This window comes from Pseudomonas fluorescens, from assembly GCF_000968015.1.
GTDB classification, from domain to species: Bacteria; Pseudomonadota; Gammaproteobacteria; order Pseudomonadales; family Pseudomonadaceae; genus Aquipseudomonas; species Aquipseudomonas fluorescens_W.
Genome location: NZ_LACH01000017.1, coordinates 265,500 through 281,145, shown reverse-complemented (window position 1 = coordinate 281,145; position 15,646 = coordinate 265,500). Strand labels below are relative to the sequence as shown.

The 15,646-nt window shown below is 59.6% G+C and carries 14 protein-coding genes; 9 read left to right on the top strand and 5 right to left on the bottom strand.

The genetic code is table 11. The annotated features are described in order from the left end of the window. Positions 1–22: 22 nt before the first annotated feature. Positions 23–1,456: an aminotransferase-like domain-containing protein gene (locus VD17_RS10955; RefSeq protein ID WP_046053840.1), complete on the bottom strand. Its 1,434-nt coding sequence runs from the start codon at positions 1,454–1,456 to the stop codon at positions 23–25. Positions 1,457–1,635: 179 nt separating this feature from the next. Between VD17_RS10955 and VD17_RS10950 the strand changes: the two genes are divergently transcribed. After that, on the top strand, positions 1,636–1,881 hold the full coding sequence (locus VD17_RS10950; RefSeq protein WP_046053839.1) for a DUF1127 domain-containing protein: 246 nt from the start codon (positions 1,636–1,638) through the stop codon (positions 1,879–1,881). A gap of 144 nt (positions 1,882–2,025) precedes the next feature. On the opposite strand, the gene VD17_RS10945 is transcribed toward VD17_RS10950, so the two are convergent. Then, entirely contained in the window at positions 2,026–3,339 is a 1,314-nt protein-coding gene (locus VD17_RS10945; RefSeq protein WP_046053838.1) for an NAD(P)/FAD-dependent oxidoreductase, read from the bottom strand. Positions 3,340–3,486: 147 nt separating this feature from the next. Here VD17_RS10945 and VD17_RS10940 point away from each other — a divergent pair, with 147 nt between their 5' ends. Continuing rightward, on the top strand, positions 3,487–3,840 hold the full coding sequence (locus VD17_RS10940; RefSeq protein WP_007947437.1) for a YkgJ family cysteine cluster protein: 354 nt from the start codon (positions 3,487–3,489) through the stop codon (positions 3,838–3,840). 124 nt (positions 3,841–3,964) lie between these two features. Here the strand turns inward: VD17_RS10940 and VD17_RS10935 are convergent, their stop codons facing one another. Beyond that, positions 3,965–4,453: an Lrp/AsnC ligand binding domain-containing protein gene (locus tag VD17_RS10935; RefSeq protein WP_003177284.1), complete on the bottom strand. Its 489-nt coding sequence runs from the start codon at positions 4,451–4,453 to the stop codon at positions 3,965–3,967. A gap of 156 nt (positions 4,454–4,609) precedes the next feature. On the opposite strand from VD17_RS10935, the gene dadA reads away from it, so the two are divergent. The 6 genes from dadA (at position 4,610) to VD17_RS10905 (ending at position 10,835) form a co-directional block, all read left to right on the top strand. Beyond that, positions 4,610–5,914: a D-amino acid dehydrogenase gene (gene dadA / locus VD17_RS10930; protein ID WP_046053837.1), complete on the top strand. Its 1,305-nt coding sequence runs from the start codon at positions 4,610–4,612 to the stop codon at positions 5,912–5,914. Then, positions 5,886–6,239, top strand: coding sequence for a RidA family protein (locus VD17_RS10925; protein WP_046053836.1), 354 nt, complete (start codon positions 5,886–5,888; stop codon positions 6,237–6,239). Before dadA ends, VD17_RS10925 begins: the two co-directional genes overlap by 29 nt. A 96-nt stretch (positions 6,240–6,335) precedes the next feature. After that, entirely contained in the window at positions 6,336–7,409 is a 1,074-nt protein-coding gene (gene alr, locus VD17_RS10920) for an alanine racemase (RefSeq protein WP_046053835.1), read from the top strand. A 127-nt stretch (positions 7,410–7,536) separates the two neighbouring features. After that, positions 7,537–8,085 carry a cupin domain-containing protein gene (locus VD17_RS10915; protein ID WP_008150195.1) on the top strand — a complete coding sequence of 183 codons (549 nt, stop codon included), beginning with the start codon at positions 7,537–7,539 and terminating at the stop codon, positions 8,083–8,085. Positions 8,086–8,266: 181 nt separating this feature from the next. Next, complete coding sequence (locus VD17_RS10910) at positions 8,267–8,680, top strand: c-type cytochrome (RefSeq protein ID WP_046053834.1); 414 nt, start codon at positions 8,267–8,269, stop codon at positions 8,678–8,680. A gap of 232 nt (positions 8,681–8,912) precedes the next feature. Further along, positions 8,913–10,835 (top strand): acetyl-CoA hydrolase/transferase C-terminal domain-containing protein, encoded by a 1,923-nt coding sequence (locus VD17_RS10905; RefSeq protein ID WP_046053833.1) that lies wholly within the window; start codon positions 8,913–8,915, stop codon positions 10,833–10,835. A 130-nt stretch (positions 10,836–10,965) separates the two neighbouring features. Here VD17_RS10905 and VD17_RS10900 read toward each other — a convergent pair whose 3' ends face one another. Together VD17_RS10900 and rep are read right to left on the bottom strand one after the other, a co-directional pair. Beyond that, on the bottom strand, positions 10,966–11,538 hold the full coding sequence (locus VD17_RS10900; RefSeq protein WP_008150200.1) for a xanthine phosphoribosyltransferase: 573 nt from the start codon (positions 11,536–11,538) through the stop codon (positions 10,966–10,968). A gap of 57 nt (positions 11,539–11,595) precedes the next feature. Beyond that, on the bottom strand, positions 11,596–13,605 hold the full coding sequence (gene rep / locus VD17_RS10895) for a DNA helicase Rep (protein ID WP_046053832.1): 2,010 nt from the start codon (positions 13,603–13,605) through the stop codon (positions 11,596–11,598). Between the two features lie 263 nt (positions 13,606–13,868). Between rep and VD17_RS10890 the strand changes: the two genes are divergently transcribed. Continuing rightward, positions 13,869–15,542 (top strand): putative bifunctional diguanylate cyclase/phosphodiesterase, encoded by a 1,674-nt coding sequence (locus VD17_RS10890; RefSeq protein ID WP_046053831.1) that lies wholly within the window; start codon positions 13,869–13,871, stop codon positions 15,540–15,542. The last annotated feature ends 104 nt before the right edge of the window (positions 15,543–15,646 follow it).

The window sequence follows — 15,646 nt, the reverse complement described above, 5'->3', positions numbered from 1 at the left end:
GACGCTGGATTCCCGAGAAAGGTCAGTCGGTGAAGCAGTCGGTTTCCGCGAGCAGTCTGATCGCTGCGGCACCGACCTTGCGCACCGCGTCTTCGATCTGCGGTGTTGGCTTGGCAGCGTAGTTCATCCGCAGGCAATTGCGGTATTTGCCGGAGGCGGAAAAGATACTGCCGACGGCAATCTGTACCCCTTGATCATGCAGCGCACGATTCAGTTTCAGCGTGTCGAAGCTTTCCGGTAACTCAACCCACAACATGAAGCTGCCTTGTGGACGACTGGCGCGGGTGCCGGCCGGGAAGTAACGCGTGACCCAATCGATCATCACGTCGCGATTGCGCTGGTATTGCGTACGCATCCGTCGCAAATGCGGCTCGAAGTGCCCCGCTTTGAGGAATTCGGCGATGGCAATCTGCGGCTGCGGCGCCGTGGAGCCGGTGCTGATGTATTTCATGTGCAGCACCCGTTCCAGATAGCGCCCCGGCGCCACCCAACCAATGCGCAGTCCCGGCGCCAAGGTCTTGGAAAACGAGCTGCAGAGCAGGACCCGGCCGTCTTCGTCGAAGGATTTGATCGTGCGCGGCCGCGGGTAGGTATAAGCCAGTTCGCCATACACATCGTCCTCGATGATCGCGACGTCGAAACGCTGTGCGAGCGTCAATAACGCGCGTTTGCGCGACTCCGGCATGATGTAGCCCAGCGGGTTGTTGCAGTTGGGCGTCAACTGTATGGCTTTGATCGGCCATTGTTCCAAGGCCAGTTCGAGGGCATCGAGGCTGATCCCGGTGAGCGGGTCGGTAGGGATTTCCAGGGCTTTCATGCCCAAGCCCTTGAGGGTCTGCATGGCGCCGTGAAAGCTCGGCGAATCCACGGCGACAATGTCCCCCGGCTCACAGATGGCGCGAATACTGGTGGACAGCGCTTCGTGGCAACCGGTAGTGATCACCAGGTCGTGGGCCGTCAATTGGCAACCGGAATCCAGCATCAGACGGGCGATCTGTTCGCGCAGTTCGAGGGTGCCGTAGATGTTGTCGTAATACAGGCCGGGCATGTCCTGCCGACGGCTGATCCGCGCCAGGTTACGCAGCAGCGGTTTCATGGTCGGCGTGGTGATGTCCGGCATACCGCGGCCCAGTTGCACGACGTCCTTGCGTGGCACGGCGCGAATCAACTCCAGCACCTGATCCCACTGGGAAATATCCACCGGACGCTGGGCCGGGCGACCAATGGCCGGCAGCTCCGGCAGCTCGCGACCCACCGGAACGAAGTAGCCGGATTTGGGTTTCGGTGTCGCCAACCCGCTGTCTTCCAACACGCGATAGGCCTGCTGCACGGTGCTCAGGCTGACGCCATGTTCGACACTCAACGCCCGCACCGACGGCAGCCGGTCACCGGGGCGATAGAAGCCCTGTTCGATCCGCGTGCCGAGTAGTTCGGCGAGGTTGACGTAAAGGGTCATGGCGCAGTCTCGGTGTGGGTGGTTCGGTTAACCAGTACAGATGGGTCGAAAATATTGGATTCAGACGCTGAAATGCAAAATCTGTATGGAGTTAATACAGTCTCGTTGAATCTGTAATGCTTTTTGCCGTCGACGCATCATGAAAGCTCTGGCTACCCAAGTAAACAGGAGCAATCAAAATGAACGGCTTGAGCGATGTGCGGCTGACGTTACACAGTCAGGAACTGGCGGCAGGGCAAATCAACGGTGCACGCGAGGCGGTCATGCGCAACGCACCGTCCGGCCTGAGTCGCTGGGGTCTGTTCTGGCATCGTCTGCACACGCGCAAGGCATTGCTGGAGCTCACGACTGAGCAGCTTAAGGACGTCGGGTTGAGTCGGGAGCAGGCGCGGGAGGAGGGGCTCAAGCCTTTCTGGAGGATTTGATTATTGTGGTGTTCTCCCGGCCCAATCGCGAGCAGGCTCACTCCTACAGGGGATTTTCAGTGAACACCGAATGTGTGAGCACCCAAGATCAACTGTAGGAGTGAGCCTGCTCGCGAAGGCGACGATCCAGGCACCGAAAACTGATCAGACCAACTCTTTAAGCCGATGCCACAACATCCCCAACGCCAACAACGGCGAGCGCAAATGCTTACCGCCCGGAAAGGTAATGTGCGGCACCTTGGCAAACAGATCGAACCCTCCACCCTGCTGACCACTGATAGCCTCAGCCAACAACTTCCCCGCCAGGTGCGTGGCATTCACGCCATGACCGGAATAAGCCTGGGCGTAATACACATTCGGCTGATCCTTGAGCCGGCCGATCTGCGGCAGGCGATTAGCACCGATGCCGATCATCCCGCCCCATTGAAAGTCGATCTTCACCCCGGCCAGTTGCGGAAAAACCTCCAGCATCTTCGGCCGCATGTACGCGGCGATGTCCTTCGGGTCGCGACCTGAATAGTGACAGGCACCGCCAAACAGCAAGCGTCGGTCTGCCGAGAGCCGGTAGTAATCCAGTGCCACCCGTTGATCGCAGACCGCCATGTTCTGCGGCAGTAGCGAGTGTGCCAGCGCTTCACTCAAGGGTTCGGTGGCGATGATGTAGCTGCCGGCGGGCAGCACCTTGCCGCCGAGTTCGGGATTGAGTTCGTTGAGGTAGGCATTGCAGCCCAGCACCAGCGTCTTGGCGCGGACCGAGCCTTGGGCGGTATGGACCTTGACCTCGGGGCCATAATCGATGCGGGTGACTGCCGATTGTTCGAACAGCTTCACCCCGAGTTGCTGGGCCGCAGCCGCTTCGCCCAGTGCCAGGTTCAGCGGGTGCAAATGCCCTGAGCCCATATCGATCAAACCGCCGACGTAGCGGTCGGAACCCACAACGGAATGCATTTCGCTGGCTTGCAGCAGACGGGTTTCGTAACGGTAACCGAGGCTGCGCAGCTCTTCGGCGTCTTCGGCAAAACCTTCAAGGTCGCGAGCCTTGTTAGCGAGGTCGCAATAACCCCAGGTCAGGTCGCAAGGGATCTGAAAACGCTCGACGCGCTGTCGGACGATTTCCACCGCTTCCAGGCCCATGAGTTTCATCTGACGCACGCCGTCCGCACCGATCACGTTGGCGAACTGATCGAGGCCGTGGCCGACGCCCCGAATCAACTGCCCGCCATTGCGCCCGCTCGCGCCCCAGCCGATCTTGTGCGCTTCGAGCAGGACCACGCTGAAGCCGCGTTCGGCCAGTTCGAGCGCCGTGTTCAACCCGGAGAACCCGCCACCGACCACGCACACGTCCGCCCCCAGGTCGCCTTGCAGCACCGGATGATCGGGCTGCGGCAGGCTGCTGGCGGCATAATAAGATGCTGCGTGCTGGTGGCTCGGAACCGATTGTTGGGCACGGGCATTCATGTGCGTGATCCTGATTCTTGTGTTTCGAAAATTTGACGGAGCATAAGCCGGACCTTCGGACACCGGCAACACTGGTCGGTTGGTGCTGTCTGGATCAGGGCTTTTACGTCAGAATCCCGCTCTATTCCGCTTTTGGTCACCGCTTCGATGAGCTGCAACAGTCAGAAAATTCGCACGTTACGGCAGCAGATTCCCTCGTTCGAGTGCGTGCCCGGCTGCCATGACTGCTGTGGGCCGGTAACCACCTCACCGGAAGAAATGTCCCGCCTGCCGCGCAAGACCCGCGCCGAGCAAGACGCTGCGATGGACGAACTCAATTGCGTTCACCTCGGGCCCAACGGCTGCACCGTGTATGACGAGCGGCCGCTGATTTGCCGGTTGTTCGGCACCACCAAGACCTTGCCGTGCCCGAATGGGCGGGGGCCGGTGGAGCTGATTCATCCGCGGGTCGAGAAGCAGATTCATGAGTACATGGCCAGCACTCGCCAGGTGTTGGTCTAGCTGCAGCGTTCCTTCAGATTGACCGGGTCGACCCCATCGCGAGCAAGCTCGCTCCCACAAGGACAGCGCTGTACCTGTGGGAGCGAGCTTGCTCGCGATGGCGTCCGTCCAGGCGACTTGATCTTCAATCCGGAATCGGCAGACTCAAGCTCTCTTTCACTTCTTCCATCACGATGTAGCTCTTTGATTCGCGTACATGCGGCAACTTGAGCAGGATGTCGCCCAGCAACTTGCGGTACGAGGCCATCTCGGAAATCCGTGCCTTCACCAGATAATCGAAATCCCCTGACACCAAATGGCACTCCAGCACGTGGGGCAGCTTCAGCACCGCGCGTCGGAACTCTTCGAAAGTATCGCCGGATTTGTAGTCGAGGCTGATTTCGACGAACACCAGAAGACTACCCTTGAGGTGCTGCGGATTGAGCCGGGCGTTGTAGCCCATGATGATCCCTTCGCGCTCCAGCCGCCGGACCCGCTCGGTACACGGCGTGGTCGAGAGCCCGACTTTTTCCCCCAGCTCGGTGAAGGAGATGCGTCCGTCCGCTTGCAGGATCCGCAGGATGTTGCGGTCGATCTTGTCCAGCTCACGTTTGGTTTGAGTGTTGGTACGCATAGGGGATGCGCCTCCGTGAAAAGCGTTTTTGCCGAGAATTCTCGCCAAATATAGGCACTTATATAGTGAAAAGCACTGCCTAATCTTTTTTAAACTGCGCACATCATTGCTCTACAACTACGAACGTCAGCGGCGAGCCGCGATGAGGATATGAAAATGCGCGTTATGGTCTTGGGTAGCGGCGTCATCGGTACCACCAGTGCTTATTATCTGGCGCGTGCCGGATTCGAAGTGGTGGTGGTGGACCGTCAGCCGGCCGCTGCCATGGAGACCAGTTTCGCCAACGCCGGGCAGGTTTCGCCGGGTTATGCCTCGCCGTGGGCCGCGCCGGGCGTGCCGCTCAAGGCCATCAAGTGGCTGCTGCAGCGCCACGCACCGCTGGCGATCAAGGCCACCGCCGACATCGACCAATACCTGTGGATGGCGCAGATGCTGCGCAACTGCACCGCCAGCCGTTATGCGGTGAACAAGGAACGCATGGTCCGCCTGTCCGAGTACAGCCGTGACTGCCTCGACGAATTGCGCGCCGAAACCGGCATTGCCTACGAAGGCCGTAGCCTGGGTACTACCCAACTGTTCCGCACCCAGGCTCAACTCGACGGCGCCTGGAAAGACATCGCCGTGCTGAAAGAGTCCGGCGTGCCGTTCGAACTGCTCGACCGCGCTGGCATTGCCCGCGTTGAGCCAGCGTTGGCCAGCGTCACCAACATCCTCGCCGGCGCCCTGCGCCTGCCGAACGACCAGACCGGCGACTGCCAGATGTTCACCACCCGCCTGGTTGAAATGGCTACCAAACTGGGTGTGGAATTCCGCTTCGACCAGGACATTCAACGCCTCGACTACGCGGGCGACCGCATCAATGGTGTCTGGATCGACGGCAAGCTGGAAACCGCTGATCGCTACGTGCTGGCCCTGGGCAGCTACTCGCCGCAACTGCTCAAACCGCTGGGCATCAAGGCCCCGGTGTATCCGCTCAAGGGTTACTCCCTGACCGTGCCGATCACCAACCCGGCGATGGCCCCGACTTCGACTATTCTCGACGAGACCTACAAGGTCGCGATCACCCGTTTCGACAACCGCATCCGCGTCGGCGGCATGGCTGAAATAGCCGGTTTTGACCTGTCGCTGAACCCGCGTCGGCGCGAAACCCTGGAGATGATCGTCAACGACCTCTATCCTCAGGGCGGCGATCTGGCCCAGGCGAGTTTCTGGACCGGCCTGCGTCCGACTACGCCGGACGGCACGCCGATCGTGGGTGCTACGCCGTTCAGCAATCTGTTTTTGAACACGGGTCACGGCACGCTGGGTTGGACCATGGCGTGCGGTTCCGGTCGCTTGCTGGCCGATCTGATGGCGAAGAAAACGCCGCAAATCAGCGCCGAAGGCCTCGATATTTCCCGTTATGGAAAAAAACTTCAGGAGTCTGCAAAACATGTCAATCCAGCGCCAGCTCACCAATGAGCGCATGAGCCAGATCGTAGTCCACAGCGGTACCGTATATCTGGCAGGGCAGGTCGGCGACGATATGAACGCCGGGGTTGAACAGCAGACCCGTGAAACGCTTGCCAACATCGAGCGTTTGCTGGATCTGGCCGGGACCGACAAGAGCCGTCTGCTGTCGGTGACGATTTACTTGAAAGACATTGATGCACACTTTGAAGGCATGAACGCGGTCTGGGACAAGTGGCTGCCAAAAGGCGTCGCACCGGCCCGCGCCACCGTTGAATCGAAGCTGTGCGAACCGGAAATCCTGGTCGAGCTGTCGGTTGTCGCCGCTCTGCCATAAACCCGTCAGAAAGATCCCTCTCCCGGTGCTACTGGCGGTTCACGCCATCAGCCAGCGCCGGTTTTTCTTCCCATGACCGCCTAGAAGTCTGCCGCCATGCGTCCAGCCCGTGCCCTGATCGACCTTCAAGCCCTGCGTCACAACTACCAAATCGCCCGTGAAATCACGGGGGCCAAGGCCCTCGCGGTGATCAAGGCCGATGCCTACGGTCATGGCGCGGTGCGTTGCGCCCAGGCGCTGGAAGCCGAAGCAGACGGTTTCGCCGTAGCCTGTATCGAAGAAGCGTTGGAGCTGCGAGCCGCGGGCATTCGTGCGCCGGTGTTGTTGCTGGAAGGTTTTTTCGAAGCCGATGAGTTGTCGCTGATCGTCGAGCATGACTTCTGGTGCGTGGTGCATTCGCTGTGGCAGCTCGAAGCCATCGAGAACGCTGCACTGAGCAAGCCGATCACGGTCTGGCTCAAGCTCGATTCGGGCATGCATCGGGTGGGCTTGCATCCAAAGGATTATCAGGCGGCCTATCAACGGCTGCTGGCCTGCGGCAAGGTGGCGAAGATTGTTCTGATGAGCCACTTCGCCCGGGCCGATGAGCTGCACAGTCAGGCCAGTGTCGACCAGGTTGCCGTGTTCGAAGCGGCGCGTCAGGGTTTGTCGGCCGAGGTCAGCCTGCGTAACTCGCCGGCAGTGCTCGGTTGGCCGCAGATTCCAAGTGATTGGGTTCGCCCGGGCATCATGCTCTACGGCGCGACTCCGTTTGAAGAAGCCAATGCCGTGGCGTCCCGCCTGCAACCGGTCATGACCCTCGAATCGAAAGTGATTTGCGTGCGTGAACTGCCGGCCGGCGAGCCGATCGGTTACGGCGCCACATTCATCACCCAGAAACCGATGCGCGTGGGCGTGGTGGCCATGGGTTACGCCGATGGCTACCCACGTCAGGCACCGACTGGTACGCCGGTGATGGTCGCCGGGCAACGCAGCCAGTTGATTGGCCGGGTGTCGATGGACATGCTCTGTATCGACCTGACCGATGTGCCGCAAGCCGGCCTCGGTTCGACCGTCGAGTTGTGGGGTAAAAACATTCTCGCCAGTGACGTGGCCGCGGCTGCGGGCACGATTCCTTACCAGATCTTCTGCAACCTGCGCCGGGTGCCAATGCTCTATTCCGGGGCTTAGGTCAAAGCGCCCCGACCGAAAGTCGCTTCACCGAACAGGATTCAGGTCCAAGTGTTGTAAATACTGAACGCTGTCGCCATGATAACGCTCAATATTCCAACAACCTGAATCCCTGGAGGCTCCAGCATTGGACGTCGGTGAACGACTGCAATCCATCCGTAAGCTCAAAGGACTTTCCCAGCGTGAACTCGCCAAGCGCGCGGGCGTCACCAACAGCACCATTTCGATGATCGAGAAGAACAGCGTCAGCCCCTCGATCAGTTCGCTGAGGAAGGTACTGGGCGGGATTCCCATGTCCATGGTCGAGTTCTTTTCCGAAGAGATCCTGCAGGAAAAACCGACTCAGATCGTCTACAAAGCCAACGAGCTGATCGATATTTCCGATGGTGCAGTGACCATGAAGCTGGTCGGCAGGGCTCATCCGAGCCGGGCCATCGCGTTCCTCAACGAAATCTACCCGCCAGGCGCCGACACCGGTGACGAGATGCTCACCCATGAGGGCGAGGAAACCGGGATTTTGCTCGAAGGTCGACTTGAACTGGTGGTAGGGCTTGAAACTTTTGTGCTCGAAGCCGGCGACAGCTACTACTTTGAAAGTACTAAACCGCACCGTTTCCGTAATCCGTTCGATGCGCCAGCGCGACTAATCAGCGCAGCTACTCCAGCGAATTTCTAAGAAAAGAGGCGTCCCGCCAGCATTGCGGAGGGGCCCGAGTTGTTTTTCCGCCACGCATAAGACCCCTCCGACTTTAGGGTTGTTTCAGTGTGGCGGGCTTACCGTTATACTTGCGCCCGCCTGCGAACCGTGGCCGTGGGCGTGACTAGCCACCATTGAGGGTGAACGCGTGAATCTAATTATGAAAATGCTGGCCGTACCAGCAACCGTATTGGCCCTTTGGGCAGTCAGCGCTCAAGCTGCGACCAACGACGAAATTGCTAAACGCCTTGAGCCAGTCGGCCAGGTTTGTGTGACGGGTAAAGAATGCAAGGGGATGGAAGTTGCCGCCTCGGCAGGTGGCGGTGATGCCAAGACTCCTGACTCGGTGATTGCAAAACATTGCAACGCTTGCCACGGCACTGGCCTGTTGGGCGCACCAAAAATTGGTGACACTGCGGCCTGGAAAGAGCGTGCCGATCACCAGGGCGGCCTCGATGGCATCCTGGCCAAAGCCATTACCGGTATCAACTCGATGCCGCCAAAAGGCACCTGCGCCGATTGCACAGACGCCGATCTCAAAGGCGCCATCCAGAAGATGTCCGGCCTGAAGTAAGCCTACATCTTCATCAAAAAGCCGCTTTCGAGCGGCTTTTTTGTGCCTGCTGTCTCCCTGTAGGAGCTGCCGCAGGCTGCGATCTTTAAAAACCAACATCAAAAGATCGCAGCCTGCGGCAGCTCCTACAGAGGTTTCGGTGCTGGCCGATTGGCTTTTGAGGCTATTCATTGCAGCAAAGACCCGGCAAGCTCGGTCCAACCCCAATTCACGGAATGTAAGGGAGGATCAGATGGTGCAGCTGTGTTCTATCGAGCAAGCGGTCGATGATGTCTTGGCACGGTTGCCGGCGCATATCCACATGGGCCTGCCCCTCGGTCTGGGCAAACCCAACCATTTCGTCAACGCGCTGTTTCAACGCATCGCGCAGTTGCCCGAACGGCAGCTGACGATTTACACCGCCCTGTGCCTGGGCCGTCCTTCCTTGGGCGACGGTTTGCAAAAGCGCTTTCTCGAGCCCTTCATCGAGCGGGTTTTCGGCGATTATCCGGAACTGGATTTCCTGGCCGACCTGCATCACGACAGCCTGCCGTCCAACATCCATGTTCAGCAATTCTTCATGCAGCCCGGCAGTCTGCTCCACAGCGCACAGGCCCAACAGGATTACGTCAGCAGCAATTACAGCCACGCGGCGCGGGACATCAACGCCGCCGGGTTGAACCTGGTGGCGCAATTGGTGGCCAGCCACAGCGAACATCCCGACCGCCTGAGCCTGAGCTGCAACCCGGACATCACCCTCGACCTGTTCCCCATGATCGCCAAGCGTAGGGCGTCGGGAGAGACGATCCTGCTGGTGGGCCAGGTGCACAACGATTTGCCGTACATGCCCGGCGATGCCGAAATCGGTATCGACACGTTCGACTTGCTGATTGACGAGAAGGACAGCACCACGCTGTTCTCCACGCCGAACATGCCCGTGGGTTTCCAGGATCACTTCATCGGGCTGCACGCCAGCACGCTGGTGCGTGACGGTGGCACCCTGCAGATCGGCATCGGTGCCATGGGTGATGCCCTGACCGCTGCGCTGCTGGCACGGCAGGCCGACAATGACGGTTACAAGGCGTTGCTGGCGGACGTCAATCTCAGCCAGTGGGCGCAACTCATCGACCGCGAAGGCGGCGTCGAACCCTTCGCCAAGGGCCTTTACGGTTGCAGCGAAATGTTCGTCAACGGCTTGCTGGTGCTGGCCGACGCCGGGATCGTGCGGCGCAAGGTCTACCCCGATGTGCCGACCCAGCAACAGGCGAATGCCGGCACGCTGGACGAAGCCGCGCAGACTGACGGCATCTCGGTGCACGGTGGTTTCTTCGTTGGGCCGCACAGTTTCTATGAGCGGTTGCGCGAGCTGCCGCACAGCAAGCGGCTCGAGTTCAACATGACCCGCATCAGCTACATCAATGAGCTCTACGGTCAGGAAGAACTCAAACGCTTGCAGCGCCTCGATGCGCGCTTCATCAACACCGTGTTCACCATGACCTTGCTGGGTGCCGGCGTGGCCGATCAGCTCGAAGACGGGCGCGTACTCAGCGGTGTTGGCGGGCAATACAACTTCGTTGCGCAAGGACATGCGCTGGAAGGCGCGCGTTCAGTGTTGCTCCTGCGCAGCTGGCGCGAGTCGGGCGGTGAGGTCAGTTCGAACATCGTCTGGGAGTACGGCCATTGCACGATCCCGCGACACTTGCGAGACATCGTGGTCACCGAGTACGGCATCGCCGATCTGCGGGGCAAGACCGATGCGGCGGTGATCGAGGCGTTACTGAACATCAGCGACTCACGTTTCCAGTTGGGGCTGATCGAGCAGGCTCAGGCCGTCGGCAAGTTACCGAAGAGTTTCCGTATTGATCCACGGTTTGCCGACAACAGTCCGCAGCGCTTGCAGGCCATCCAGGCGCGGCATCCGCAGTTGTTTCCAGAGTATCCGTTGGGTTGTGATTTCACCGCTGAGGAGAAGGACCTGTTGCGGGCACTGAACTGGTTGAAGAGCAAGTTCAAGCTCACGGAGATTCTGGAACTGGGCAAGGCAGCGCTGGATGCGCCAGAACCTTCGGAATTTCCCGAGCATCTGGAGCGGATGCAGCTGACCAACCCGGAAGGGCTGAAAGAGGATTTGTTTCAGCGACTATTGCTCACCGGCCTCAAGGCCACCGCGCAGTAACTGTCGCCTCAAGTACCACTGTAGGAGCGAGCCTGCTCGCGATTGCGGTGTATCAGTCACTGAAGATGTCGACTGATACACCGCAATCGCGAGCAGGCTCACTCCTACAGGGGGTATGTGGTGTTGCTGATTACTCGATGAAGGTTACGACGCCGCCAGCCAGCGACTGCACGCGAGCCAGGGATTCAACGCGATAACCCTGCGCATCCAGTTCCGCACGGCCGCCCTGGAACGACTTCTCGATCACGATACCCAAACCCGCGACGGTAGCGCCGGCCTGTTTGATGATCGAGATCAGCGCTTGCGACGCCTTACCGTTGGCCAAAAAGTCATCGATGATCAGCACGCGGTCGCTGCTGGTCAGGTGGCGCGGGGAGATTGCCACGGTGCTTTCGGTCTGCTTGGTGAACGAGTAAACAGTCGCCGACAGCAGGTTTTCGGTCAGGGTCAGGGACTGATGCTTGCGTGCAAAAATCACCGGTACGCCGAGGTTCAGGCCGGTCATGATCGCCGGCGCAATGCCCGAGGCTTCGATGGTGACGATCTTGGTGATGCCCGAATCCTTGAACAGCGAGGCGAATTCGTCGCCGATCAGCTTCATCAGGGCCGGGTCGATCTGGTGGTTCAGAAAGGCGTCGACTTTCAGGACCTGGTCGGAAAGCACGATGCCTTCTTCGCGAATTTTCTTGTGCAGTGCTTCCATGAAGCTTTCCTCTACGGACGGCTTGTGCGCCTAAGGCTGGTTAAAAAGTAGTCGATTCTAGCGCTTTAACATCGCGCGTATATCCGCCAATGCGGTATTGCCGCGAACGGCTTTGACTTCAACGGGGGTGTCGTCGGTGCCTTCCCAGGCCAGATCGTCCGGCGGCAGCTCATCGAGGAAGCGGCTTGGCGCGCAGTCGATGATCTCGCCGTATTGCTTACGCTTGGCGGCGAAGGTGAAGGCCAGCGTCTGACGCGCTCGGGTAATCCCGACGTAGGCCAGGCGACGTTCTTCTTCGATGGTGTCGGCTTCGATACTGGAACGGTGCGGGAGGATTTCCTCTTCCATGCCCATGATGAACACGTAAGGGAATTCCAGGCCTTTAGAGGCGTGCAGGGTCATCATCTGCACACCTTCGGCGCCGTCTTCCTCTTCCTGCTGACGTTCGAGCATGTCGCGCAGGACGAGTTTGCCGATGGCGTCTTCGACGGTCATCTCGCCTTCTTCGTCTTTTTCGAGGGTGTTCTTCAACGCCTCGATCAAGAACCAGACGTTACCCATGCGGTAGTCGGCGGCCTTGTCGCTGGAACTGTTGGTGCGCAGCCAGTTCTCGTAGTCGATGTCCATGACCATGCTGCGCAGCGCCGAGATCGGGTCTTCGCCGGCGCACTGCTCGCGGACCTTGTCCATGAAGCGCTTGAAGCGCGACAGTCGATCGGTGAAGCGCGCATCCAGGTGTTCGCCCAAACCGATTTCGTCGGTGGCGGCGTACATCGAGATTTTGCGTTCGGTGGCGTAGTTGCCAAGCTTTTCCAGCGTGGTCGAACCGATCTCCCGGCGTGGGACGTTGATCACCCGCAGGAAGGCGTTGTCGTCGTCCGGGTTCACGATCAGGCGGAAGTAGGCCATCAGGTCTTTCACTTCCTGACGTCCGAAAAAGCTGTTGCCGCCGGACAGACGATACGGAATCTGGTGGTGTTGCAGCTTCAGCTCGATCAGCTTGGCCTGGTAGTTACCGCGATACAGGATCGCAAAATCGCTGTATGGCCGATCCGTGCGCAAGTGCAGGGTCAGCAGTTCCACGGCCACGCGTTCGGCTTCGGCGTCTTCGTTGCGGCAACGGATCACGCGGATCTCGTCGCCGTGGCCCATCTCGCTCCACAGCTGCTTTTCGAATTCGTGCGGGTTGTTCGAGATCAGCACGTTGGCGCAGCGCAGGATGCGGCTGGTGGAGCGATAGTTTTGCTCCAGCATCACCACTTTCAGGGACGGGTAATCGTCCTTGAGCAACATCAGGTTTTCCGGCCGGGCGCCGCGCCAGGCGTAGATCGACTGGTCGTCATCGCCCACCACAGTGAACTGATTGCGTATGCCGATGAGCAGTTTTACCAGCAAATACTGGCTGGCGTTGGTGTCCTGGTATTCGTCCACCAGCAGGTAGCGGACTTTGTTCTGCCATTTTTCGAGGATGTCGGCGTGTTCCTGGAACAGCTTCACCGGCAGCAGGATCAGGTCGTCGAAGTCCACCGCGTTGAACGCCTTGAGCGTGCGCTGATAGTGGGTGTAGACGATGGCGGCGGTCTGTTCCTTGGGGTTGCGCGCGTTTTCCAGGGCTTCGGGCGGCAGGATCAGGTCGTTTTTCCACGAGCCGATCATGTTCTTGATCTCGTCGACGCCGTCGTCGCCCGAATATTCCTTCTGCATGATGTCGGTCATCAAGGCTTTGACATCGGTCTCGTCGAAGATCGAGAAACCCGGCTTGTAGCCCAGCCGCACGTGTTCCTTGCGGATGATGTTCAGGCCCAGATTGTGGAAGGTGCAGACGGTCAGGCCGCGGCCTTCGCCACCCTTGAGCAGGGTGCCGACCCGTTCCTTCATCTCGCGCGCGGCCTTGTTGGTGAAGGTCATGGCGACGATGTACTGGGCGCGAATGCCGCAATTCTGGATCAAGTGGGCGATCTTGCGCGTGATCACGCTGGTCTTGCCGGAGCCTGCGCCGGCGAGCACCAAAAGAGGGCCGCCGACGTAGCTCACGGCTTCTTGCTGCCGGGGATTGAGTCGGGACATACGAAATCAGGGAGTCGTTTGCGAAATGGGCCGGCATTTTAACAGGCTCAGCGAATTGTGCTGCTCTCTCCGACTTGTGACGCAGCACGCTATCTATATTTGCCGGTTTTGATACTTTCACGCAGGATGCGCGGTGAGTTTGCGTCTAATGTTCGTAATTCCTGATACAAAGCCGCGTTTGTTAGCCGGTGTCAGTTGGTCATTGGGTACCGGCGCTGCATAATGCCCGCCGCCTACATCTTTGCAGAGTCTAGGGAGCTAGCTTGTCTACGCCTGTCGAACCCTTGCGTTTGCTGCTACTGGCCGAAGAGCCAGCGTGGGCAGCGTTGTTGCGCGAGTGTCTGGCTCCGATGGGGAGCTCGACCGTGCTGATCAGTGCGCCGAGCTGGGAGTCGGTCAGCAGTCTGTTCGATGACAACCGCGGTGCGGTGTTGTTGACGATTCCAGCGCTTCAACCTCTACCTGGCCGTTGCAGCCTGCCGACGGTGTTGCTGCTTGAGCATGAGCCGCTAACTCCGCCCGATGGTGTGAGTGACTGGCTGGTGCGCGATCTGCTCGATCCCGGCATGTTGCGCCGTTGCCTACGGCATGTGCGCGAACGTGGCCTGCTGGAAAACACGCTGCAGCGCCTGGCCGAGCAAGACCCGCTGACCGGCATCGCCAATCGCCAGGGTTTCCAGACCTTGCTGGCGGCACGCCTGGCGGAAAACGACGGCCGCGGTCTGGCCCTCGGTCACCTCGACCTCGACAACTTCCGTCACGCCAACGATGCCCTCGGCCACCAGGCCGGTGACCGGTTGATCCTGCAAGTGGTCGCACGGCTGAAAAGCCAGCTTGAGGCCAGCGATCAATTGGCTCGACTGGGCAGTGATGAGTTCGCCCTGCTGATCGACACCCGCCGCGCGCCTCAGCGCGCCGAATGGATGGCCGAGCGCATTACCGAAGCGTTGGCCGAGCCTTACTGGGTCGACGGCGAAAGCCTGTTGATCGGTTCCAGCCTCGGTATTGCCCACGCCCGGGCCCAGGCCGGCGCCGACCCGCTGATGTGGCACGCACACATTGCCATGCAGCAGGCCAAAAGCACTCAAGGCTGCACTTTTCACATCTTCAACGAACGCATCAACCGCAATGCCCGCAGCATGGCCGATCTCGAAAGCGAGCTGCGCCGGGCGTTGCGTCGGGATGAACTGGAACTGCATTACCAGCCACGCCTGAACCTCGAGGACGGGCAGATCGTCGGTCTCGAAGCCTTGGTGCGCTGGCGTCATGGCGAGCGCGGCTTGCTACCTCCCAGCGAATTTGTGCCGCTGGCCGAGCAGAGCGGTTTGATCGTGCCGCTGGGTTACTGGGTGATCTCCCGCGCCTTGCGCGACATGCAAGCGTTGCGCGAACGGGGTTTGCCGGCGTTGCACATGGCAATCAACCTGTCGTTCCGCCAGTTTCAGGACAGCCAGTTACTCTCGACGCTGAGCCGGTTGATTGCCGAGCGTGGCGTCGAGGCGCAATGGCTGGAGTTCGAGCTGACTGAAACCGCGGTGATGCGCCGCAGCGATCTGGTCAAACAGACCATGGATGCCCTGGGGCGTCTGGGTGTGCGCTTTTCCCTCGACGATTTCGGCACCGGTTTCTCATCGTTCGTGCACCTCAACAGCCTGCCGATTGCCTTGCTGAAGATCGATAAGAGCTTTGTCGGCGGCATGGAACAGCGCGAAGAGAATCGCAAACTGGTCCACGCCATGATCAATCTGGCGCACAACCTCAATCTTGAAGTGGTCGCCGAGGGCGTGGAAACGCCAGAGCAACTGGGTCTGTTGCGCGGGTTTGGCTGCGATCAGGTGCAGGGATATTTGATCAGCAAGCCGTTGCCGCTGGCGGAGCTGGTTGAGTATTTGACCTTTGGCAGCGGTCAGCAGCTTGCACAGGAAGTCGTGAGTTAACGCCGAACCAATGTAGGAGCGAGCCTGCTCGCGAAAGCGGTGTGTCAGCAAACATCAATGTCGACTGACAGACCGTCATTCGTGAGCAGGCTCGCTCCCACAGG

What these genes read in the sequence shown, in the direction of transcription:
- VD17_RS10955 (WP_046053840.1), bottom strand. Translation starts at nt 1,456, where the DNA reads ATGACCCTTTACGTCAACCTCGCCGAACTACTCGGCACGCGGATCGAA.
- VD17_RS10950 (WP_046053839.1), top strand. Translation starts at nt 1,636, where the DNA reads ATGAACGGCTTGAGCGATGTGCGGCTGACGTTACACAGTCAGGAACTG.
- VD17_RS10945 (WP_046053838.1), bottom strand. Translation starts at nt 3,339, where the DNA reads ATGAATGCCCGTGCCCAACAATCGGTTCCGAGCCACCAGCACGCAGCA.
- VD17_RS10940 (WP_007947437.1), top strand. Translation starts at nt 3,487, where the DNA reads ATGAGCTGCAACAGTCAGAAAATTCGCACGTTACGGCAGCAGATTCCC.
- VD17_RS10935 (WP_003177284.1), bottom strand. Translation starts at nt 4,453, where the DNA reads ATGCGTACCAACACTCAAACCAAACGTGAGCTGGACAAGATCGACCGC.
- dadA (WP_046053837.1), top strand. Translation starts at nt 4,610, where the DNA reads ATGCGCGTTATGGTCTTGGGTAGCGGCGTCATCGGTACCACCAGTGCT.
- VD17_RS10925 (WP_046053836.1), top strand. Translation starts at nt 5,886, where the DNA reads ATGTCAATCCAGCGCCAGCTCACCAATGAGCGCATGAGCCAGATCGTA.
- alr (WP_046053835.1), top strand. Translation starts at nt 6,336, where the DNA reads ATGCGTCCAGCCCGTGCCCTGATCGACCTTCAAGCCCTGCGTCACAAC.
- VD17_RS10910 (WP_046053834.1), top strand. Translation starts at nt 8,267, where the DNA reads ATGAAAATGCTGGCCGTACCAGCAACCGTATTGGCCCTTTGGGCAGTC.
- VD17_RS10905 (WP_046053833.1), top strand. Translation starts at nt 8,913, where the DNA reads ATGGTGCAGCTGTGTTCTATCGAGCAAGCGGTCGATGATGTCTTGGCA.
- VD17_RS10900 (WP_008150200.1), bottom strand. Translation starts at nt 11,538, where the DNA reads ATGGAAGCACTGCACAAGAAAATTCGCGAAGAAGGCATCGTGCTTTCC.
- rep (WP_046053832.1), bottom strand. Translation starts at nt 13,605, where the DNA reads ATGTCCCGACTCAATCCCCGGCAGCAAGAAGCCGTGAGCTACGTCGGC.